The sequence below is a fragment of the Micromonospora chaiyaphumensis genome (assembly GCF_900091435.1).
Lineage (GTDB): Bacteria > Actinomycetota > Actinomycetes > Mycobacteriales > Micromonosporaceae > Micromonospora > Micromonospora chaiyaphumensis.
Genome location: NZ_FMCS01000007.1, coordinates 241190 through 260828, shown reverse-complemented (window position 1 = coordinate 260828; position 19639 = coordinate 241190). Strand labels below are relative to the sequence as shown.

Sequence of the window (19639 nt, the reverse complement as noted above, 5' to 3'; positions counted from 1 at the left end):
CTCGTCCGGCAGGCCACCCGCACAGCGTCGGGTCCGGCCGGCCTGGAGGGGTTGGCCCGCCCGGCTCTGGGCAGCCGTACCGGTTCGGGGCCGGCCGCGTGCAGGAATTGGCTCGCCCGGGTCGGGTCAGCCGGCCGCGGCGCCGGCTCCTGTGCGAGTTGAGCCCCCGCTCAGGCGAGCTGCACCGGGTCGCCAGCCCGGACCAGGCCGGCGCGCACCACCTGGGCGTACGCGCCCACGCACGGCTGTGGCGCCAGCCCGTCCAGCGGCACCACCCGGTTCAGCCGGGCGGGGACGCGCAGCGCCTCCGGGTCGCGGGGGAGCGAGCCGTGCGCCAGGGTCGGCACCGCGCAGCGGGGCGTACGGGCCAGCACCCGCAGCACCAGGTCGTCGCCGATCCGCAGCTCCCGGCCCGGCCAGTCGTTCTCCTCGAACCCGGCGCCAGCAGTCTCCAGCACCAGGTTCGGCCGGTACCGCACCGGGTCCACGGCGCCGGACGGCAGCTCCGCGCCGATCCGCCGCAGCGTCGCGGTGGTGAGCAGGTGTACCGGGGCGAAGTCGACGAGCCCGCCCGGCGGCGCCGCGCCCCCGAGCCGCCCCTCCTCGACCGGCACCGGCACCGCCACCCCCGCGGCGAGCACCTCCTCCGGACGGGACCGTTCGAGCACCGCGTCGGGCGGCGGGGTGTCGGTCAGTGTCACCGGCGCGCCGAGCACCTCGGAGAGCACGTCGTCCACCCCGTCGTCGCCGACTGCGACGCTCCGGCCGTCGGGCAGCGTGATCCGCACCGCGCCGTCGCCGCCGGTGGCCCGCAGCGTGGTCAGCGCCCGCCACCGGTACGGGTTCTTCGCGCTCGCCACCCGCCCGGTCTCCCGGTGCAGCAGGGCGAGCCGCCGATCCCCGGCCAGCCCGGCCGCGTCCACGGCCACCGCATCGAGGTCCTCACCCAGCAACGACTTCACGGGATAACGCCGGATGCCGAGGACCCGCCCGATCACCGGGCACCCGCCACCCGGACCGTCGCCTCGACCATGGCGGCCGCCTCGGGCAGCCGGGCCGCCTCGAGCGGTCCCAGTCCGGTCCGCCGCGCGACGGCCTCCGCCACCGGCGCCAGCGGCCCCGCCTCGGCCACGTATGCCGACAGCACCTCGGCCGCCGCTGCCCGCAGCGGGAAGGAACGGTCCACCGCGGCCTCGGCGATGATCAGCGCGGTCACCGCCCGGTCCAGCGCGGGCGACCCCTCGGTGGCGTTGGCCCAGTCGATGACGACCGGGCCGGCCGGTGTGAGGAGCACGTTCTGCGCGTGCAGGTCGAGGTGCAGGAGCCGGACCGCCGGATCGGCCGAGCGGGGGGCGGGCAGCGCGTGCAGCCGGGCGTGCAGGTCGGCCAGCAGACCCGCCCCCGAGCGCGGCGTGACCTCACCCGCGACGATCGCTTCGAACAGGGTCCGGCCGGCCACCCGGTCGAGCACCAGGTCGGGACCCTCGGCGTGGTGCACCCGCGGCACCGGGTAGCCGGCGGCGTGCAGGTGGCGCATGACCTCGGCCTCCGCGCGCACGTCGCCACGGTCCCGGTACCGGCGCAGCACCCGGTCGCCGTCGAGGGCGTACACGTCGGCGGTCCGGCCGGAGGCCAGGGGAGCGGTCGCCGGAGTGCCCGGATCCATGGGGCCGCCGTCGGCGGGCCGGACGGCGCCCCTGGCCGGAGTGACCGCCATCGTCTTCTCCTTCTCGGGGCCGTCGGCCCCACCGGCACACCATAGGCGGCCCGTCCGACACCGGGGCCGTACTCAGTGGACGGTCGCCCGGGGCCGACCCTTTCGAGGCGCGTCGTACAGCGGCGTAGATGTCGCCCGCCCGCCTGGTTTCGTGGTCGCCGGGCACGCCGCCCCGTAACGTTGTCGGATGATCGGAAACGCGCAACTCCTCGTCGGTCCCCGGGTGGCGGCCCCGCGCGCCGCGGAGCCGGCCGGCGAAGGACCCGTCGGCTGGGTCACCGGCCTGGTCGAACGGCTCGGCGGCCCAGGGGCCGGCCTCGCGGTGGCCCTGGAGAACCTCTTCCCGCCCATCCCCAGCGAGGTGATCCTGCCGCTGGCCGGGTTCACCGCGAGTCAGGGGCGGATGAGCCTCGTCGGGGCGATCGCGTGGACGACCCTCGGGTCGGTGCTGGGCGCCCTGGCCCTCTACCAGATCGGCGCGGCTCTCGGCCGGAATCGGATGCGGGCCCTCGTGGGCCGTCTGCCGCTGGTCAAACTGGAGGACGTCGACCGCACCGAGGCCTGGTTCCTCCGGCACGGGGTCAAGGCGGTGTTCTTCGGCCGGATGATTCCGATCTTCCGCAGTCTCGTGTCCATCCCGGCCGGCGTGGAACGGATGCCCGTACCGGTCTTCCTGCTCTTCACCTCGCTGGGCAGCCTCATCTGGAACAGCGCCTTCGTGCTGGCCGGCTACCTGCTCGGCGAGAACTGGCACGTCGTCGAGTCGTACGTCGGGACGCTGCAGAACGTGGTCATCGTGGTCTGCGTGGGCGCCGTCGGCTGGTTCGTGGTCAGCCGCGTGCGCCGGGCGCGTCGCCCCCGCCCCGCCCCGGCCGAGCCGCCCCGCGGCACCCTGTACCGGGGCGGCTGGTGGACCCCCGAGGAGCCCGACGACCGCTGATCACTCGCAGCACACCCGGGCCGCCACCACCCCGCGAACTGCTGCGAGCGGGCGCGTGTCGCCCGCTTCAGCGGACGGATGTCCGTTTCGCACCCCACCGACGTCTTCCGCGACGCGGCCTCCTCGCGATCTTGGAGAGTTTCCGTTCGAGAGGAACAGAAACTCTCCAAGATCGGGTCACGGGTGCGCTGCTCCCGGCGTGACACACGGGCAGAATGTCCGGTTCACGCGCTGGTCGACTGGTGAGTGGAACGCTGTGGGTGTCTCCGGGGCCGGGATGCACCCATGGTGTTCCACCGACCGTCGTGGTGTGGGCGGGGTGTCCGTTTCGTGGGGTGGCCGGTGGCACCCGGGCGGTGGAATGGCGGGTGGGTGGGGGTCGTTGTACCCGGTGCACGACCGAGGAAGGGCGGCCCGCCGGCGCGGGTGTCCCGGGCCCGGAATGATGGCGGGTCGCCGGTCGTTGTACATGGTCCCGGCGCGACGAAGAGGCTTCGCCCCGCGCGCTGGATGATCCCCCAAGACTTTTCTTGAGCGCCTGACGGTGCTTGCGCACGGCCGACCCCCATCGGCGTGTGCGCCAACCCCCGAATGGAGCTATCCCCATGAACTCGATGCTGCGTAAGAGCGTGCTGGGTATTGCTGGTCTGGCTTTCACCGGTGGCGTGTTCGCCGGTCCGGTCGCCGCTCACGCCGACGCCCGCCCGGTCGAGGGCAAGCCGGTCGCGGTCGCGACGGTGCAGGGCGCCCAGTCGAAGATCGACCTGAACGGTGAGCAGACCGCGAACGCCAAGGCGATCATCGCCGCGACGAAGAAGGCCGGTCTGCCGGAGCGGGCCGCGGTCATCTCGATCGCCACGAGCCTGCAGGAGTCGAAGCTGGAGAACCTCGGCCACCTCGGCGACAAGAACGATCACGACTCGCTGGGCCTGTTCCAGCAGCGCCCGAGCTCGGGTTGGGGCACGCCGGAGCAGATCACCGACCCCGAGTACTCGACCCTGGCTTTCCTGAAGGGTCTGAAGCAGGTTGACGGCTGGCAGGACATGCCGCTGACCGAGGCCGCCCAGACCGTGCAGGTCTCGGCCTACCCGGATGCGTACGCGCAGTGGGAGCAGCAGGCCGCCGACATCGTGGCCCACCACTGGAACAGCTGAGCCACCGCGCTGGCCGGCACCCCGAACAGGGGTGCCGGCCAGCGGCGTCAGCAGGGCGCGTACAGGCGACGCGTACCCGAGCCTGCGGCCCAGGCGGCCGGGTCGCTGAACCGGCAGCCCAAGTCCGGCGCCGACACCGCCTTCCGATCGGTGACCGCGTCGCCGGCCGGGCGCTTGCCGGTGCGTACCCAGGACACGAGGTCGTCCCAGGCGGCGCCGGCCTCGGCCGGGCTGAACTCGCAGTGCTGCGCGGCCCGGATCGCCCGCTGGACGACCAGCCGGCTGCGGCCGTGCCACGCGACGTCCCGGGCGTAGGCCTGCTCCATGCTGAACGGTACGAAGAGGTCGCCGAGGTCGTGCAGGCTGAGCACCGGCACGGTGGGCCGGCCGCTGATCCGCGGCACCTCGGTCAGCGTCGGGGACAGCCGCTGCCGCACGTTCTCCGGGGCGACCCGCTGCACCGTGGCGTTGACGTTCACGGGGCTGTTCGGCGAGTACCGGGTGAGCAGGTTGGTGGCGAGCTGCCCGGGCCGCTGGGCGGGGGAGTCGCCGCCGTCGGTGGTGGTGATGCTGAACAGGAAGTCCTTCCAGACCGCGAAGGCGGCGTCGGCGCCGGGCCGGGGACCTCCGGACCGCTCGACGGTGATTGCCCGCAGCTGCTTGCCGAGGTCGTTGGTGGTGTCCGGGCCGCCCGGCTTCAGCTCCGCCAGCCCGAGCGCCGCCTGGATGCGCGGCACCGCGTTGGTCAGATAGTCGTCCGGCGTCGGGTACGCGCGTACCCCGGCGATGGCCTGCGCGGCCAGGTTGTAGTCGAGGAAGAAGTCGAACAGCTCGTGGTCGCCGAGCACCCCGCACATCGGCAGCGCGCCGTCGTAGTAGCCCGGGTACTGCTCCAGCGAGCGGCCGATGATGTGCCCGCCCATGGAGACGCCGGCGATGAGCACCCGCTTCGGCCGCTTCACCGTGCCGGCGAACAGGTCGGCCAGCGCCCGGGTGCCGAGCACGCCGGAGCGGATGTCGTAGCCGTTGCGGTCGTAGGAGGACGACGCCCAGGCGTACCCCTGTGCCAGCATCCGCTGCCGCAGGTCGTAGCCGGGCGGCTCGGGGGCGAGCACGGTGCCCTGGCCGCGGTAGCCGTGCGCCCACATCACGAGATCGCCGTTCCACTTCGCGGGGGTCTCGATGATGTAGCCGGCGTGCGCGTGCACGCCCTGCCGGACGGTGGTGGCGGCGCCGTCGATGACGAGCGGCGCGAGGGGCGGGTTGCTGATGGTGTAGCCGGGCAACGGCTGGCTGCCGTCGTCGGCGGCGAGGGCGGGCGCGGCGCCGGCGAGGCCGACCGTGAGGGTGAGGGCCGCGCCGGCCGCGAGCAGCCGGCGCAGGAGGCGGGTGGATGAGGTCAGCATCGGTGCTCCCCCGGGGACGGGTGCCGCCCCGGGACGGGGGCGGCCAGGCGGGACGGATGCCTACCGGCCGGTAGCGCCCTGAACCTAGGCCGGGGGCTCGAAGCCTGTCAATCGTTGACTGACCGAACGGTCAGCGAGGATCGCCCGGTCCGCCCACAGTGGCCGCTCACACCAGGCCGTGCGCCAGCATCGCCTCCGCCACCCGCCGGAACCCGTTGATGTTCGCCCCGGCCACGTAGTCGCCCGGCAGCCCGTACTCCTCGGCGGTCGCCCAGCAGCGGGCGTGGATGTCCCGCATCGTCTCCCGCAGCCGCTGCTCCGACTGGGCGAACGTCCACGAGTCGCGGCTCGCGTTCTGCTGCATCTCCAACGCGCTCACCGCCACCCCGCCGGCGTTGGCGGCCTTGCCCGGGGCGAACCGCACCCCGGCCCGGCCCAGGATCCGCACCGCCTCCGGCGTGGTCGGCATGTTCGCCCCCTCGACCACCGCGACACAGCCGCCGGCCACCAGGGCCGCGGCCTCCGCGCCGCCGATCTCGTTCTGCGTCGCACAGGGCAGCGCCAGATCACAGGGCACCTCCCAGACGGTACGACCGGAGACCGCGACCGCGTGCGGCACGTGCCGGACGTAGTCGTCGAGGCGGGCCCGGCGCTCCTCCTTCAGCTCGCGCAGCAGGGAAAGGTCGATGCCCTTCTCGTCCAGCACGTAGCCGTCCGAGTCCGAGCAGGCCACCACCGTCCCGCCGAGCTGGTGCACCTTCTCGACCGCGTAGATCGCCACGTTGCCGGAGCCGGAGACCACCACCCGCTTGCCGTCCAGACTGTCCCCGGTCTGCCGGAGCATCTCCTCGGCGAAGAAGACCGCCCCGTAGCCGGTCGCCTCGCGCCGCACCTGCGCGCCCCCGTACGACAGGCCCTTGCCGGTGAGCACGCCGGACTCGTACCGGTTGGTGATCCGCTTGTACTGGCCGAACAGGTAGCCGATCTCCCGGCCACCCACCCCGATGTCCCCGGCCGGCACGTCGGTCTGCGCGCCGATGTGCCGGTACAGCTCGGTCATGAAGCTCTGGCAGAACCGCATCACCTCGCGGTCCGAGCGGCCCTTCGGGTCGAAGTCCGCACCGCCCTTGCCGCCGCCGATCGGCAGGCCGGTCAGCGCGTTCTTGAAGATCTGCTCGAAGCCGAGGAACTTCACGATCCCCAGGTAGACCGACGGGTGGAAGCGCAGCCCGCCCTTGAACGGGCCGAGGGCGCTGTTGAACTCCACCCGGAAGCCGCGGTTCACCCGGACCCGGCCGTGGTCGTCCTCCCACGGCACCCGGAAGATGACCTGCCGCTCCGGCTCGCAGATCCGCTCGATGACGCACGCGTGCGCGTACTCGGGGTGGCGGGCCAGGGCCGGTCCGATGCTCTCCAGCACCTCCCGGACGGCCTGGTGGAACTCGGGCTCACCCGGGTTCCGCTTGACCACGTTCGCGAACACCGTCTCGACGGTCTCCGGCATCACGGACACGCCCCTTCCGGTCCCGGTGCCGGCCTCGTCGCCGCACCGTCCCGGGGTACGGATCGTCGCCGCCGTCCGGTTCACTGGTCGGGTGGACGAGTTGATCTGGAAGACGGCGAGGGACGCCCGTGCCTGGCTGGACGCCGCCAACGGCACCGGGGACGCGGAGCTGACCGCCCGGCTCCTCAAGCTCACCGAGGAAACGGGAGAGGTGGCCGCCGCCTGGATCGGGGTGCTCGGCCAGAACCCCCGCAAGGGTGTCACGCACACCCGCGAGGAGGTGGCCGCCGAACTGGCGGACGTGGCGTTCACCGCCCTGGTGGCGATCGAAAGCCTGGGCCTGGACGCCCAGACCCTGCTGTCCGCCTGCGCCGAGAAGGCCCGCACCCGCCTGAGCTGACCGGTGAGTGGAACGCTGCGGCCTCCGCCTGACTCCCGGCCCGTGCCACCTCCCGGCCCGTGCCACCTCCCGGCCCGTGTCACCTCCCGGCCCGTGCCACCTCCCGGCCCGTGCCCCCTCCCGGCCCGTGCCCCCTCCCGGCCCGTGCCGACCTCCTGGCCCGTGCCACCTCCGGCACACGCCCCAGGGATACGCGGACGGCCGGCTCCCACCGGGCTTCGCCCGGCTACCGGCGCCCAGACCGGCCGACCACGCACACCCGGCCCGTTCGCCCGCCCGGTGTCCGACTGCGTCGAGTGTCCGGTTCGCGCCCGGCCTCGCCCCGCTGGGTGGAACGTTATGGATGTCTCCGGGGTCGGGACACCTCCATACCGTTCCACCGACCGTGCCGGGCCGGGTGAAGTCCGTTTCGCGCCGTCGCTCGGGCGTGGGTGGAACGCCCCATGGGTGTTCCCGGGCCCGGATACACCCGTGGTGTTCCACCGACGGTCGTGGCCTGGCAGGATTGTCCGTTTCGCGGCGGTGATCGGCGGCATCCCGGCGGCGGAATGGCCGGTGGGCGGGGGTCGTTGTACCCGGTGCACGACCGAGGAAGGCGCCCCGCCCAGCGGGGTGACCGGCCCCTCCGGGAACCGCCCCGCCAATCAAGGTGGGTGTACCGCCCGGAATGATGGTGGGCCGCCGGTCGTTGTACATGGTCCCGGCGCGACGAAGTGGCTTCGCCCCGCGCGCCGATGATCCCCCAAGACTTCTTTGAGCGCCTGACGGTGCTTGCGCACGGCCGACCCCCATCGGCGTGTGCGCCAACCCCCAAGGAGCTTTGTCATGAACTCGATGCTGCGTAAGAGCGTGCTGGGTATTGCTGGTCTGGCCTTCACCGGTGGGATCTTCGCCGGTCCGGTCGCCGCCCACGCCGACGCTGCCCCCGTGCAGGGCACCAAGCCGGCCGCGGTGGCGAGCGTGCAGGGCGCCCAGTCGAAGATCGACCTGAACGGTGAGCAGACCGCGAACGCGAAGGCGATCATCGCCGCGACGAAGAAGGCCGGTCTCCCGGAGCGGGCGGCGGTGATCTCGATCGCCACGTGGTTGCAGGAGTCGAAGCTGGAGAACCTGGGCCACCTCGGCGACCGGAACGATCACGACTCGCTGGGCCTGTTCCAGCAGCGCCCGTGCTGGGGTTGGGGTTCGCCGGAGCAGATCACCGACCCCGAGTACTCCACCCTGGCGTTCCTGAAGGGCCTGAAGCAGGTCGACGGCTGGCAGGACATGCCGCTGACCGAGGCCGCCCAGACCGTGCAGGTCTCGGCCTACCCCGACGCCTACGCCCAGTGGGAGCAGCAGGCCACCGACATCGTCGCCCACAACTGGAACAGCTGAGCCACCGCGCTGGCCGGCACCCCGAACAGGGGTGCCGGCCAGCGGCGTCTTCGGAAGTCAAGGACGGCGAAGGACCACGACGGGCTGGGGGCGAGGGTGACCGGCGCAGGGATCAAGCCTGACTGCCCGGAGCCGGTCACCCTCGCCCCCAGCCCTGACCGCAACCAACGACCAGCAAGAACCAGACCCGGAGCAGGGCGAACGCGACGAGCCCCGCGCGTACAGTCAGGCAGGTGGACCGTACCGAATCCCTGCCCGCGCAGACCCTCCCACCCGGCGTGGGCTCCACGGACCCCGGCAGTGTGCTGCTGCCCGGGCACGACGTGCCGTTGGGGCGTTACACGACGGTGCGCCGGCTGCTGCCGCAGCGGCAGCGGCGGCTCGTCGGCGCCTGGTGCTTCGTCGACCATTTCGGACCGGACGACGTGGCCGAGCGCCCCGGCATGGAGGTGCCGCCGCACCCGCACACCGGCCTGCAGACGGTCACGTGGCTGCTCGACGGGGAGATCCTGCACCGGGACAGCCTGGGCAACGTCCAGCCGATCCGCCCCGGCCAGCTCAATGTGATGACCTCGGGGCACGGCATCGCCCACTCGGAGCGCTCGCCCCTGGTGCACCCGCCGCTCATGCACGGCGTGCAGCTCTGGGTGGCGCTGCCGGACCCGGCCCGGGCCGGCGCGGCCGACTTCGCCCACCACGCCGAGCTGCCCCGCTGGAGCGACGGCGACCTGGACGTCACCCTGCTCGTCGGCGAGGTGGGCGGGGAGCGCTCCCCGGCCGTGGTGTACACCCCGCTGGTCGGGGCGCAGCTCGAGGTCCGGGGTCCGGCGGCGGCCACGCTGCCGCTGCGCCGCGACTTCGAGTACGGGCTGCTCGCCATGTCCGGCTCCGCGGAGGTGGACGGGGTGGCCTTCGCGCCCGGAGCGCTGCTCTACCTGGGCGCCGGCCGGGACGCGCTGACCCTGCGGGCCGCCCCGGGCAGCCGGCTGCTGCTGCTCGGCGGCACCCCGTTCGAGGAGCCGCTGGTGATGTGGTGGAACTTCGTGGGCCGCTCGCACGAGGAGGTCGCGGCCGCCCGCGAGGACTGGATGGCGGGCCGGCGGTTCGGCACGGTCGCCGACGACGCGGCGCCTCCGCTGCCCGCCCCGGCGTTGCCCACCACCCGGCTCAAGGCGCGGGACCGGCACGGCACCACGCTCGGCTGAATGCCCCGCCCCGCCCGGGGTAGACGGCGGGCATGCCCACCACCAGTGCGATTTCCAGTGTCGAGGACAAGAAGCGGCTGGTCCGCCGGCTCGCCGGGGACGGGCGGGGGTTCGCCGAACGGTACGGGTTCCGGGTCACGAACAACCCGTCCCAGCTGTTCCAGGTGCTCTACCTGTCCGTTCTGCTCGCCCGTCGGGGCGACTTCCACAAGGCGGTCGACGCCGCGACGGGGTTGCGGGACGCCGGCTGGGACAGCGCGGCCCGGCTGGCCCGCTCGCTGCACGCCGACCGGGTCGCTGTGCTGCGCGCGGCCGGGCAGCGCGGCGACGTGGACAAGCTCGCCGCCACGCTCGGTGACCTGGCGCAGAACGTGGTCGACGCGTACCGGGGCGATTTGCGCCGGCTCCGCACCGAGGCGCACCAGGATCCGGCCCGGGAGCGGCGACTGCTGACCGCGTTGCCCGGGGTGGACGACGAGGTGGCCGACCTGTTCCTGCGCGAGGCGCAGGCGGTGTGGCGGGAGGTGGCGCCGGTGGCCGACCGGCGGGCGCTCGCCGCGGCGCGCCGGCTGGGGCTGGGCCGCTCCGCCGACGACCTGGCCGGGCTGGCCGGCAGCGGCGAGTCGGAGCGGCTGGCGTGGCTGGTGGGTGCGCTGGCCCGGGTGGACCTGGAGAAGCGGTACGCCGAGCTGTCGGCCTGACGTGCCGACCGCCACATTCCCGCGATACTCACCCGTTCGGCTGATGCCCTGTCGTATGATGATCGTGGCAGCGATGCCCGCCCGGTTCGGGCGAACATCCACCGCCTGTCGGTCGCGACCCGGTTCGGGCGCGGACCGGCGGGGACAGGTGCTGCGTGGCGCCCCAGGTCGCGGTTCGTGACCCGGGGCGCCCGCCTGTCTCCGGGGCCCACTGGGCCGGGGGCTCACTGGGCGAGGCTGGCGAGCAGGTTCACCGTGGCGGCGATGATGACCGCGCCGAACAGGTACGACAGCAGCAGGTGCCGCAGCGCCGTGCGGCGCATCTCCGAGCTGCAGAGGTCGGTGTCGGAGACCTGGAAGGTCGCGCCGACGGTGAAGCCCACGTACGCGAAGTCGGAGAAGCGCGGTGGCTCGTCCTGGTGGAAGTTGATCCCGCCCGGCTCACCGCTGTAGTACAGCCGGGCGTACCGGGTGGTGTAGACGGTGTGCACCACGAACCAGGCGACCACGATGCTCAGCACGCCGAGGGCGCCGTAGAGGTCCCGGAGCAGTCCGGGCTGGAGGCTGTGCGTGGTGGTCAGCACCATGCCGACCGCGAGCAGGCTGGCCAGGCAGGCGGCCAGCAGCAGGGCGTCACGGGTGGCCCGGTTGGGATCCTCCAGCTTCGCCAACCGTGCGGTCCGCTCGGCGTCCAGCCGGGACAGCCGTCCCCACTGCAGTGCCAGCCAGCTCAGCGCGGCCGCGTCCCATCCGACCAGCGGGGCGAGGGCCGGCCTGAGCATGACGACGGCGGCACCGGCGGCGATGCCGCCGACCAGCGCCATCACCACGAGCTGGAGCGCCGCCGGCACGTGCCCGTGGACCCGGCCGGCCGTCCAACGCGGCACCGAGCGGGGTCAGATGCCGCGCAGGTGCTGCGAGACCCGCGGGTGCCGGTCCCGGGCCTGCGCCGCGCGCTGGGAGCGGCCCACCTCCGGGGCGGCGTCGATGCCGGCCGAGCGGGCCACCTCGGTGCCGTTGGCGTAGTCCACCGGCGGCAGCGCCCGCAGCGCCTTCAAGACCTCCGGCGGCGCGCCCTCCCGTTCGGCCTCCTGGATGACGTCGTCCTTGCCGGCCGGATAGTCCAGCGCGGACAGGTACTCGAGGACGTCCGTGTAACTCGCCATGGGTGGGGCTCCTCGCGCCTGTAGTTGCGGTCACGACCGGCGGCGGTTACCCGCCGGACCGCGGGTCACGCCCCCGCGGCCGGTGGAAAAACGCCGGCGTTTCCGGGCCGCCGTGACGGGTAGCCGCGCGGTGCTGAGCACCGAAGGGGGTACCACGCATGCACTACCTCACCTTCGTCGGCCGGGTGGCGCGACGTACCGGAGCGTCGCAGGAGTTGGCGGCGGAGCTGACGCGGGCCACGCTGGCGACCCTCACCGACCGGTTGACCGGCGGCGAGGTGCTGGACCTCGCCGCGCAGCTGCCGAAGCCCCTCCAGGGGCTGCTCAAGCCGGATCCCCGCGCCGAGGCGGCCGACCGCTTCGGGGCCGCCGAGTTCGTCGCCCGGGTGTCCGTGCGGGCCGGCGTCGACGAGGCGACCGCCCGGAACGGGGTGCGCGCCGTCTTCTGCACCCTGCGCGAGGCGATCAGCGGCGGGGAGTTCCAGGACGTGGTGGTCCAACTGCCGCGCGACTTCCGGGACATGGTGGAGCCCGCCCTGGCGCCCGCTACGGCCCGCCGCTGACCCGACGGGCCCGGCCCCGTCAGGCGACCGTGCCCGAGCCGCGCAGGGCGGCGATCCGCTCCGCGTCGAGGCCGGTCTCGGCCAGCAGCTCGTCGGTGTGCTCACCGGTGCGCGGCGGCGGTCGGCGTACCGAGGTGGGGGTCGCCGAGAAGCGCGGCGCGGGGGCCGGCTGGGCGACCCCGTCGGGCGCGACGAAGACTTCCCGGGCGGCCAGGTGCGGGTGCTCCGGGGCCTCGGCCCAGTCGAGTACCGGCGCCACGCAGGCGTCCGAGCCGGCCAGCAGCGCGGCCCACTCGTCCCGGGTGCGGGTGCGGAACAGCCGCGCCCAGGCCGCCCGCAGCGCCGGCCAGTTCGCCGGGTCGTGCCGGTCGGGCGCCTCGTCGCCGTCGAGCGGGAAGCCGGTGAGCCGGACCAGCTCGTCGTAGAACCGTGGCTCCAGCGCGCCCACCGCGAGGTGCCGCCCGTCGGCGCACTCGTACGTGTCGTAGAAGGGCGCGCCCCCGTCGAGCAGGTTCACGCCGCGCGGGTCCTGCCACATGCCGGCGTGCCGCAGCGCGTGGATCTGGGTGGCCAGCACCGACACGCCGTCCACGATGGCCGCGTCGACCACCTGGCCGGGGGCGCCGGCGCGGACCGCGTACAGCGCCGCGACGACGCCGAGGGCCAGCATCATCCCGCCGCCGCCGAAGTCGCCGAGCAGGTTCATGGGCGGCACCGGGCGTTCGCCGGCCCGGCCGACGCCGTGCAGCGCGCCGGTCAGCGCCAGGTAGTCGATGTCGTGGCCGGCCGTCTGGGCGAGCGGTCCGTCCTGCCCCCAGCCGGTCATCCGCCCGTACACCAGTTTGGGGTTGACGGCGTGGCAGTCGTCCGGGCCGAGGCCGAGCCGCTCGGTGACGCCCGGCCGGAATCCCTCGACGAGCGCGTCCGCCCCGGCGACCAGGGCCAGCACCACCTCGCGCCCCTCCGGGGTCTTGAGGTCGACGGCGATCGAGCGGCGGTTGCGGTTGAGCAGGTCGCCCGGGATGTCGCCGAAGCCCCCGCCGCCGATCCGGTCCACCCGCACCACGTCCGCGCCGAGGTCGGCGAGCATCATGGCGGCGAACGGCCCGGGCCCGATGCCGGCCAGCTCGATCACCCGTACGCCGGTCAGCGGCCCGTTGGTCATCGCGTCACCATAGGGCTCCGGCTGCCCGGGCACCATGCCCCACCGCCCCGCACAGCGGTTGACCAGGGCAATCATCCGCGTCGAAACTTGGCGTGCGGGTTGAGGTTGCCCTAACCTTGGAGCCGCGAGGGGAGTACTTCCCACGAACCATTCCGGTCAGTACGGCGGGCCCCGGGCGCGCCTCGGGTGGTTGCCCACGATCGGTGGGTGAAGGAGACCTCGGACATGGCACCGTGTTCGAGGAGGCTCCATGACCGAGTTGTCGTACCTGTCCGCCACCGAGCTGTCGTCGGTCGGCACCCCCACCCTCTGGGCGGTGACCATCGCCGGCGTGCTGGCGCTGCTGGTGCTCGACTTCCTGGTCACCCGCAAGCCGCACGAGGTCTCCCTGAAGGAGGCGCTGGGCTGGTCGGCCTTCTACATCGCCCTGCCGCTGGCCTTCGGCGGCTGGGTGTGGGGCCGCTACGGCTCCGAGCAGGGCGTCCAGTATCTCACCGGTTACCTGGTGGAGAAGTCGCTCTCGGTCGACAACCTCTTCGTCTTCATGCTGCTGCTGGCCGCGTTCGCGGTGCCCGCCGTGCTGGCCCAGCGGGTGCTGCTCTACGGCATCGCCGGCGCGCTCGTGCTGCGTGCCATCTTCATCGCCCTGGGCGCCGCCGCGCTGCAGACCCTCGACTTCGCCTTCCTGCTCTTCGCGCTGATCCTGATCGCCACCGCGGTCAAGCTGCTGCGCGACGCCCTCTCCGGGCACCAGCAGGAGGTCGACATCGACAAGATGCGGTCCGTCCGGCTGCTGCGCAAGGTCATGCCGGTGGTCGACGAGTACCACGGCCCGAAGATGACCGTCCGGAGCGCCGGCCGGCGCGCGCTCACCCCGTTCGCCCTCGTGGTCGTCGCCGTGCTCGCCACCGACGTGGTCTTCGCCGTCGACTCGGTGCCCGCCGTCTACGGCATCACCGAGGACCCCTACCTGGTCTTCGCCACCAACGCCTTCGCCCTGCTCGGCCTGCGGGCGCTCTACTTCGTCCTGCACGCCGCCCTGAGCCGCCTCGTGCACCTCAGCTACGGCCTGGCCGTCATCCTCGCCTTCATCGGCCTCAAGCTGGGCCTGCACTGGGCGCACGGCATCTGGCCGGGCGTGCCGCAGATCCCCACCCTCGCCTCGCTGGGCGTCATCATCGGCGTCCTGGTGATCGTCACCCTGACGAGCCTGCGGGCCACCCGCGACCAGACCGCCGGGGAGGGCGCGGTGGTCGCCGAGCGGCGGTGACCCGGCCGCCGCGCCGGTCACCCGGCGCGGCGGCTCCCGGCCGAACCCCTCGCCCCGGCCCACCCCAGGTGGTACGACTGACGGGTGGGAATCGTCTCGCCGGGCTTCCAGGGCCGGCCCCGTACGGCCGAACCGGCCCTGCCACCGGGGCAGTACCTCACGCAGGACTTCCCGGTGCTCTCCGCCGGGCCGACGCCCCGGGTGCCGCTGGACACCTGGGAGTTCGTGCTCACCACCGAGACCGGCGCCGAGTACCGCTGGTCCTGGGACGAGCTGATGGGCCTGCCGCAGGAGACGCCGCACGTGGACATCCACTGCGTCACCCACTGGTCCAAGCTCGGCACCGACTGGCAGGGGGTCTCGCTGGACACCCTGCTCGACGGCGTCGACACCGCCGCCCATTACGCGCTGGCCCACTCCTACGGCGGCTACACCACCAACCTGCCCCTGGACGACCTGCGCGGCGGCCGGGCCTGGGTGGCGCACACCTACGACGGCGGCCCGCTCCCGGCCGAGCACGGCGGGCCGGCCCGGCTGCTCGTGCCGCACCTCTACTTCTGGAAGTCGGCCAAGTGGGTCCGGGGCATCCGGCTGCTCACCGACGATCAGCCGGGCTTCTGGGAGACCGCCGGCTACCACGACTACGGCGACCCGTGGCGCGAGCAGCGCTACCAGGGCGACTGAGGTGGCCGCCCCCACGACCGGCGACCGGGTGGCCGCCCCGCTGACCTGGCGGGTGGCCCGCCTCGTGGAGCGGCGGGTCGAGACGCCGAGCGCGCAGACCCTCGTGCTGGAGGTGCCCGGCTGGCCGGGGCACCAGCCCGGGCAGCACGTCGACATCCGGCTCACCGCCGCCGACGGCTACCAGGCGGCCCGCTCCTACTCGCTGGCCGGGCCGGCCGAGGGGGAGCGGATCGCGGTGACCGTGCAGCGGGTGCCCGACGGGGAGGTGTCGCCGTACCTCACCGACACCTACGCCGAGGGCGACCCCGTGGAGGTGCGCGGGCCGATCGGCGGCTGGTTCGTCTGGCGTGCCGACGAGACCGCGCCGGTGCTGCTGGTGGGCGGCGGCTCCGGGGTGGTGCCGCTCATGGCGATGGTCCGGGCGCGGCGGGCCGCCGGCAACCGGGCGCCGTTCCGCCTCATCTACTCGGTGCGCACCCCCGACGACGTCTTCTACGCCGAGGAACTGCGCCGCCGTACCCGGGACGACCAGGGCCTCGACGTGGCGTACGTCTACACCCGGGCCGCGCCCGAGGGCTGGCGGGGGGAGCCGCACCGGATCGGCCTCGCCGACGTGAATACCCACGGATGGCCGCCCGACCTGGAGCCGCTCTGCTACGTCTGCGGCCCCACCGGGTTCGTGGAGGCGGTGGCGGACCTGCTGGTGGGCCTGGGCCACCCGACGCGGCGGGTGAAGACCGAACGGTTCGGCCCGACCGGCTGACCACCCGAGGAGAGCGCATGACCGACATGTCCTACGTGGACGGCAACATGCTCGACGGGCCGATGCGCGAAGTCTTCGCCGTCGACCTGAGTTCCGCCATCGGGCGCTGCGACCACTGCGGCATGACCGGCCCGATGGCGGGGCTGCACGTCTACTCGCACGCCCCCGGGCTGATCGGACGCTGCCCGGCCTGCACCGAGGTGATGGTGCGGCTGGTCCGCGCGCCCGACCAGGCCTGGCTCGACCTGCGGGGCACCACCTTCCTCCAGATCCCCATGCCCCTCGACCAGCCCCACCCGCGCCCACTCTGACGTCGTCGGGACCGGCAGCGGGGCCGGCACCCGACGGGCGACGGGCGGCGCGCTCCGCCGCCACCGCCGGCGCAGCCGGCTGAGCACCTGCCCGACGGTCACCGGCACCACCGACAGCACGAGCTGGCCGTTGCGCGGGTCGACGGTCGCGGCCACCCCGTACAGGCGGGCGCCCCGGCGCAGCACCCGGGGGCGGCCGGCGGCGAGCCGGGGCGCGCGGACCGGGGCGCTGCCCCGGCCGTGGCCGCCGTCGACCTCCGCCCGCACCGGGTGGCGCTGGCCGCTGGCCGCGCTGCCGGCCAGGAGCCGGTCGACCGGGAAGTCGGTGCGCACCGTCCGGCCCGTCGGGTCGGTGGCGTCCAGCAGGGTGGTGCCCGCGACCGGGCCGGCCACCAGCCGCACCGGCCCCGCCTCCGCCGCGAAGCGGGGGTAGGGGCTGCGCGTGGTCACCGCGAGGGTGTGCGCGTCGGCCCAGCTCACCGTCACGGTGTCCACCCGGGCCAGCCAGTCGGCGCGGACCTCGGTGACGTCGGTCCACGCTGCCGGGGCGCCCGGATAGCCGGCGTGCCAGCGGCCGTCCGCGACCACCGTGGCCGGTACGCCCCGCTCGGCGTCCTGGTCGATGACGGCCAGCAGTTCGTCGACGCCCCCGGCGGTCACCGCGCCGAGCCGCAGCCGGGCCTCGATGTCCAGCCGGTCCCGCAGCCCGTCGGTGACGTACCGCTCGACGAGCCGGCGCACCGCCGCGTGCACGCGCTCCTGCGCGGGGCGGTCCAGCCGGCGGAAGTCGTCGCCGACCAGGTTGGCCAGCTCCAGGCCAATGTGCCGGCGCAGCACGGCGTCGCGGCGCGGCCCGGCCGGGATCAGCCCGTCCACGAAGGCGAACAGCCGCTCCACGCTGACCAGGCGCTTGTCGACCCGGCTGTGGTAGGTGATGTTGCGGGCGTCCAGCCGGCGCACCGCGTGGTAGTAGTCGTAGTCGGCGAGCACCGAGATCCGCCGGGCGTGGTAGCAGGCCGCCAGGGTGAACGGCTGGTCGCTGAGCACCGGCATGTCCTCGGGGAAGCGCAGCCCGAGCCGGTCGACGAGGTCGCGGCGGAACAGCTTGGTGTTCGCCAGCGACCAGGGCAGCGCGGAGTCGAACAGGCTCACGTCGACCGCGTTGCCGGCGGCGAAGACGTCGGAGAAGACGTGCCGGCCGTTGACCCCGACCACCTTGCCGAGCACGACGTCCGAGCCGTACCGGTCGGCGGCGGCGACGAGCCGCTCCAGCGCCTCCGGGCCGAGGTGGTCGTCCGAGCCGAGGAAGAACACGTACCGGCCGGTGGCCACCTCCAGGCCCCGGTTGCAGGGTGCGGCCGGGCCGCCGGAGTTCGCCTGGTGGAGCACCCTGACGGTGCCGGGATGGCGGGCGGCGATCCGGTCCAGCAGCCGGCCGCTGCCGTCGGTGGAGCCGTCGTCCACCGCCACGATCTCCAGGCGGTCGCGGCCGATCGTCTGCCGCAGCAGCGAGTCCAGGCAGGCCCGCAGGTAGGGCAGGGTGTTGTAGACCGGGATGACGACGCTCACGTCTGGGGTGGGCACCGGAGCGCTCCTCGGGGAGTCGGCGGGTCGGGCGTGTCCACGTCGGGCGGTGGTGGGGCGTCGGGCAGCAGCCGGCGGTAGGTCGCCTCCAGCACCTCGGCCTGGGCCGACCAGGTCCAGCCGGCGAGCAGCCCGGGCCGGTCGTACGCGGCCCGGTGCCGGGCGGGGTCGGCCAGCACGGCGGTGACCGCGCGGACGAAGTCGTCGACGTCGCCGGCCCGGAACACCTCGCCCTGGCCGGTCTCCCGCACGGTGGCCGCCATGGTGCGCACGTCGCTGACCACCACCGGCAGCCGGGCGTGCGCGTACTCGAAGAACTTGGTGATCAGTGCGATCTCGTGGTTGGGCCAGTGGTGGATCGGGATGACCCCGACGTCGGCGCCGGACAGGAACGGCACGACCTGCCAGTGCGGCACGTACGGCAGCACGTGCAGCCGGTCGGCCGCGCCGAGCCGGGCGGCCCGCTCGGCCAGCTTCTCGACAAAGCGCAGCGCCGGGTTCACCACGAGCGCGAGGTGCACGCCGGGCAGCCGGGGCAGCGCCTCGACCAGGGTGTCCAGCCCGCGCTGCGGTGCGGCCGCGCCGCTGTAGACCAGCAGCGGCACGTCGGGGCCGATCCCGCACTCGGCCCGCAGGTCCGGCGGCGGCGCGTCGTCGGCCGGGCGATGGTCGTCGGCCGGGGCGTTGAGCAGCACGCCGGGCGCCTCGGCGAGCCCGTGCTCGCGGCGCAGCAGCTCCGCCAGGTCGGCCGAGACGGTGAGCACGGCGTCGGCGTACGGGGCGTACTCCCGCTCGTGCGCCCGATGGGCGGGCAGCCAGCGGGCGTGGTCCCGCCAGGGCTTGATCCCGGGCAGGAACTCGTGGGCGTCCCAGACCAGCGCCACCCGGCGACCCTGGCCGGCCGCCCGGATCTTGGCGCGGGCCCCGACGCCGAGCATCCGGAAGTCGTGCGCGTGGATCAGGTCCGGGCGCAGCCGGTCCACCTCGGGGCCGTAGGCCAGCTCGTAGTCCCAGAGCCCCGGCTCCAGCCGCCGCCACGCCCGGTCACCCTGGACGAGCCGCCAGAACAGCGTGTACGCCCGGTCCCACGGGCTGCGGAAGCGGCGGCCGTACCGGACCCGGTTCATCATCCTGGTGCGCAGCCACACCCAGCGGTCGAGCAGCCCGGCGGCGACCTCCCGCCGGCGCAGCGCGCGCCGCGCCCGCCCCAGCCGGGCGCCGGCCAGCTCACCGGCGGCCGCGCGCCCCGCCACGAGGGCGGACCGGACGGCCAGGTCGGCCCGCCAGGCCCGGACCCACTGGGCGCGGTGCTCGGCGATGCCGCCCGACCGGTACGCGAGGGGCCAACGCAGCGACCGGCGGAACTCGTGCCGGCGCCGGTGCAGCGGCCCGGGCATCGGCAGCAGCCGCACCTCGGCGGCGCCCAGCCGCCAGGTCCGTTCGGTGCCGTCCGGGGAACGGCCGAGCAGCGTCACGTCCCACCCGGCCTCGGCGGCGGACCGGGCGATCTTCTGCACCCGGGAGTCGCCCTCGACCTTGTTGTCGACAAGCATGACGACGCGGCCGCGGCGCGGCGGCGTCGCCTCGTCGTGTGCCACTGGTGGTCCTCCGCTGGTCGGCCGGCCTTTCCGGCGCGACACCACGCTGGTCGAGGCATCGGTCGCCGCGGCTACGCCGACGTGACGGCAAGGTGACCGAGAGGAGGCGGTTGGGGGACGCCGGTGGGGAG

Annotated in this window: 19 protein-coding genes and 1 pseudogene; 11 read left to right on the top strand and 9 right to left on the bottom strand. The window is 74.1% G+C overall.

Annotated features, from left to right (window positions below):
* Positions 1-170 precede the first annotated feature (170 nt).
* Positions 171-998 (bottom strand): MOSC domain-containing protein, encoded by an 828-nt coding sequence (locus tag GA0070214_RS20535; protein WP_244167778.1) that lies wholly within the window; start codon positions 996-998, stop codon positions 171-173.
* Positions 995-1717, bottom strand: a complete 723-nt coding sequence (locus GA0070214_RS20530; RefSeq protein WP_208602838.1) for a phosphotransferase — start codon at positions 1715-1717, stop codon at positions 995-997. Before GA0070214_RS20530 ends, GA0070214_RS20535 begins: the two co-directional genes overlap by 4 nt.
* A gap of 187 nt (positions 1718-1904) precedes the next feature.
* Here GA0070214_RS20530 and GA0070214_RS20525 point away from each other — a divergent pair, with 187 nt between their 5' ends.
* The gene (locus tag GA0070214_RS20525) at positions 1905-2657 is read left to right on the top strand and encodes a DedA family protein (protein ID WP_091266277.1); all 753 of its coding nucleotides are present in this window, start codon (positions 1905-1907) and stop codon (positions 2655-2657) included.
* A gap of 605 nt (positions 2658-3262) precedes the next feature.
* Positions 3263-3811: a hypothetical protein gene (locus tag GA0070214_RS20520; protein WP_091266274.1), complete on the top strand. Its 549-nt coding sequence runs from the start codon at positions 3263-3265 to the stop codon at positions 3809-3811.
* A gap of 47 nt (positions 3812-3858) precedes the next feature.
* Here GA0070214_RS20520 and GA0070214_RS20515 read toward each other — a convergent pair whose 3' ends face one another.
* Both GA0070214_RS20515 and gdhA read right to left on the bottom strand, forming a co-directional pair.
* Positions 3859-5217 carry an alpha/beta hydrolase family protein gene (locus GA0070214_RS20515; protein WP_091266270.1) on the bottom strand — a complete coding sequence of 453 codons (1359 nt, stop codon included), beginning with the start codon at positions 5215-5217 and terminating at the stop codon, positions 3859-3861.
* A 166-nt stretch (positions 5218-5383) separates the two neighbouring features.
* Positions 5384-6721: an NADP-specific glutamate dehydrogenase gene (gene gdhA, locus GA0070214_RS20510; protein ID WP_091266673.1), complete on the bottom strand. Its 1338-nt coding sequence runs from the start codon at positions 6719-6721 to the stop codon at positions 5384-5386.
* Between the two features lie 91 nt (positions 6722-6812).
* On the opposite strand from gdhA, the gene GA0070214_RS20505 reads away from it, so the two are divergent.
* From GA0070214_RS20505 to GA0070214_RS20490, 4 genes are all read left to right on the top strand, one after another.
* On the top strand, positions 6813-7121 hold the full coding sequence (locus GA0070214_RS20505) for a MazG-like family protein (protein ID WP_091266669.1): 309 nt from the start codon (positions 6813-6815) through the stop codon (positions 7119-7121).
* Between the two features lie 825 nt (positions 7122-7946).
* The gene (locus tag GA0070214_RS20500; RefSeq protein WP_091266267.1) at positions 7947-8498 is read left to right on the top strand and encodes a hypothetical protein; all 552 of its coding nucleotides are present in this window, start codon (positions 7947-7949) and stop codon (positions 8496-8498) included.
* A gap of 233 nt (positions 8499-8731) precedes the next feature.
* On the top strand, positions 8732-9703 hold the full coding sequence (locus GA0070214_RS20495; protein WP_091266264.1) for a pirin family protein: 972 nt from the start codon (positions 8732-8734) through the stop codon (positions 9701-9703).
* A 32-nt stretch (positions 9704-9735) separates the two neighbouring features.
* Complete coding sequence (locus tag GA0070214_RS20490) at positions 9736-10404, top strand: hypothetical protein (RefSeq protein ID WP_091266260.1); 669 nt, start codon at positions 9736-9738, stop codon at positions 10402-10404.
* Positions 10405-10628: 224 nt separating this feature from the next.
* Here GA0070214_RS20490 and GA0070214_RS20485 read toward each other — a convergent pair whose 3' ends face one another.
* Both GA0070214_RS20485 and GA0070214_RS20480 read right to left on the bottom strand, forming a co-directional pair.
* Positions 10629-11291, bottom strand: coding sequence for a DUF1345 domain-containing protein (locus tag GA0070214_RS20485; RefSeq protein ID WP_208602837.1), 663 nt, complete (start codon positions 11289-11291; stop codon positions 10629-10631).
* A 9-nt stretch (positions 11292-11300) separates the two neighbouring features.
* Positions 11301-11570: a DUF2795 domain-containing protein gene (locus tag GA0070214_RS20480; protein WP_091266256.1), complete on the bottom strand. Its 270-nt coding sequence runs from the start codon at positions 11568-11570 to the stop codon at positions 11301-11303.
* A gap of 158 nt (positions 11571-11728) precedes the next feature.
* Between GA0070214_RS20480 and GA0070214_RS20475 the strand changes: the two genes are divergently transcribed.
* Positions 11729-12133, top strand: a complete 405-nt coding sequence (locus tag GA0070214_RS20475; RefSeq protein ID WP_091266253.1) for a DUF2267 domain-containing protein — start codon at positions 11729-11731, stop codon at positions 12131-12133.
* Positions 12134-12152: 19 nt separating this feature from the next.
* On the opposite strand, the gene GA0070214_RS20470 is transcribed toward GA0070214_RS20475, so the two are convergent.
* On the bottom strand, positions 12153-13334 hold the full coding sequence (locus GA0070214_RS20470; RefSeq protein ID WP_377463578.1) for a CaiB/BaiF CoA transferase family protein: 1182 nt from the start codon (positions 13332-13334) through the stop codon (positions 12153-12155).
* A gap of 214 nt (positions 13335-13548) precedes the next feature.
* Between GA0070214_RS20470 and GA0070214_RS20465 the strand changes: the two genes are divergently transcribed.
* The 4 genes from GA0070214_RS20465 to GA0070214_RS32545 all read left to right on the top strand — a co-directional run bounded on the left by GA0070214_RS20465 (position 13549) and on the right by GA0070214_RS32545 (position 16326).
* Complete coding sequence (locus tag GA0070214_RS20465; protein WP_091266249.1) at positions 13549-14568, top strand: TerC family protein; 1020 nt, start codon at positions 13549-13551, stop codon at positions 14566-14568.
* 84 nt (positions 14569-14652) lie between these two features.
* The gene (locus GA0070214_RS20460) at positions 14653-15252 is read left to right on the top strand and encodes a sulfite oxidase-like oxidoreductase (protein ID WP_091266246.1); all 600 of its coding nucleotides are present in this window, start codon (positions 14653-14655) and stop codon (positions 15250-15252) included.
* Between the two features lies 1 nt (position 15253).
* Positions 15254-16015: a ferredoxin reductase gene (locus GA0070214_RS20455; RefSeq protein WP_091266243.1), complete on the top strand. Its 762-nt coding sequence runs from the start codon at positions 15254-15256 to the stop codon at positions 16013-16015.
* 17 nt (positions 16016-16032) lie between these two features.
* Positions 16033-16326: a DUF6510 family protein gene (locus tag GA0070214_RS32545; RefSeq protein ID WP_167364310.1), complete on the top strand. Its 294-nt coding sequence runs from the start codon at positions 16033-16035 to the stop codon at positions 16324-16326.
* A 63-nt stretch (positions 16327-16389) separates the two neighbouring features.
* Here the strand turns inward: GA0070214_RS32545 and GA0070214_RS20450 are convergent.
* Positions 16390-17910 (bottom strand): annotated as a pseudogene (locus tag GA0070214_RS20450) (glycosyltransferase); the annotation flags it as partial.
* A complete protein-coding gene (locus tag GA0070214_RS20445) occupies positions 17892-19463 on the bottom strand; it encodes a glycosyltransferase family 4 protein (RefSeq protein ID WP_091266660.1) in 1572 nt (523 codons plus the stop codon). The gene GA0070214_RS20445 and the pseudogene GA0070214_RS20450, both read right to left, overlap by 19 nt.
* Positions 19464-19639: the final 176 nt, after the last annotated feature.

Coding starts and splice junctions, on each gene's coding strand:
- GA0070214_RS20530 (WP_208602838.1), bottom strand. CDS start 1,717: ATGGCGGTCACTCCGGCCAGGGGCGCCGTCCGGCCCGCCGACGGCGGC.
- GA0070214_RS20525 (WP_091266277.1), top strand. CDS start 1,905: ATGATCGGAAACGCGCAACTCCTCGTCGGTCCCCGGGTGGCGGCCCCG.
- GA0070214_RS20520 (WP_091266274.1), top strand. CDS start 3,263: ATGAACTCGATGCTGCGTAAGAGCGTGCTGGGTATTGCTGGTCTGGCT.
- GA0070214_RS20515 (WP_091266270.1), bottom strand. CDS start 5,217: ATGCTGACCTCATCCACCCGCCTCCTGCGCCGGCTGCTCGCGGCCGGC.
- gdhA (WP_091266673.1), bottom strand. CDS start 6,721: ATGCCGGAGACCGTCGAGACGGTGTTCGCGAACGTGGTCAAGCGGAAC.
- GA0070214_RS20500 (WP_091266267.1), top strand. CDS start 7,947: ATGAACTCGATGCTGCGTAAGAGCGTGCTGGGTATTGCTGGTCTGGCC.
- GA0070214_RS20490 (WP_091266260.1), top strand. CDS start 9,736: ATGCCCACCACCAGTGCGATTTCCAGTGTCGAGGACAAGAAGCGGCTG.
- GA0070214_RS20480 (WP_091266256.1), bottom strand. CDS start 11,570: ATGGCGAGTTACACGGACGTCCTCGAGTACCTGTCCGCGCTGGACTAT.
- GA0070214_RS20475 (WP_091266253.1), top strand. CDS start 11,729: ATGCACTACCTCACCTTCGTCGGCCGGGTGGCGCGACGTACCGGAGCG.
- GA0070214_RS20470 (WP_377463578.1), bottom strand. CDS start 13,334: ATGGTGCCCGGGCAGCCGGAGCCCTATGGTGACGCGATGACCAACGGG.
- GA0070214_RS20465 (WP_091266249.1), top strand. CDS start 13,549: ATGACCGAGTTGTCGTACCTGTCCGCCACCGAGCTGTCGTCGGTCGGC.
- GA0070214_RS32545 (WP_167364310.1), top strand. CDS start 16,033: ATGACCGACATGTCCTACGTGGACGGCAACATGCTCGACGGGCCGATG.
- GA0070214_RS20445 (WP_091266660.1), bottom strand. CDS start 19,463: ATGCTTGTCGACAACAAGGTCGAGGGCGACTCCCGGGTGCAGAAGATC.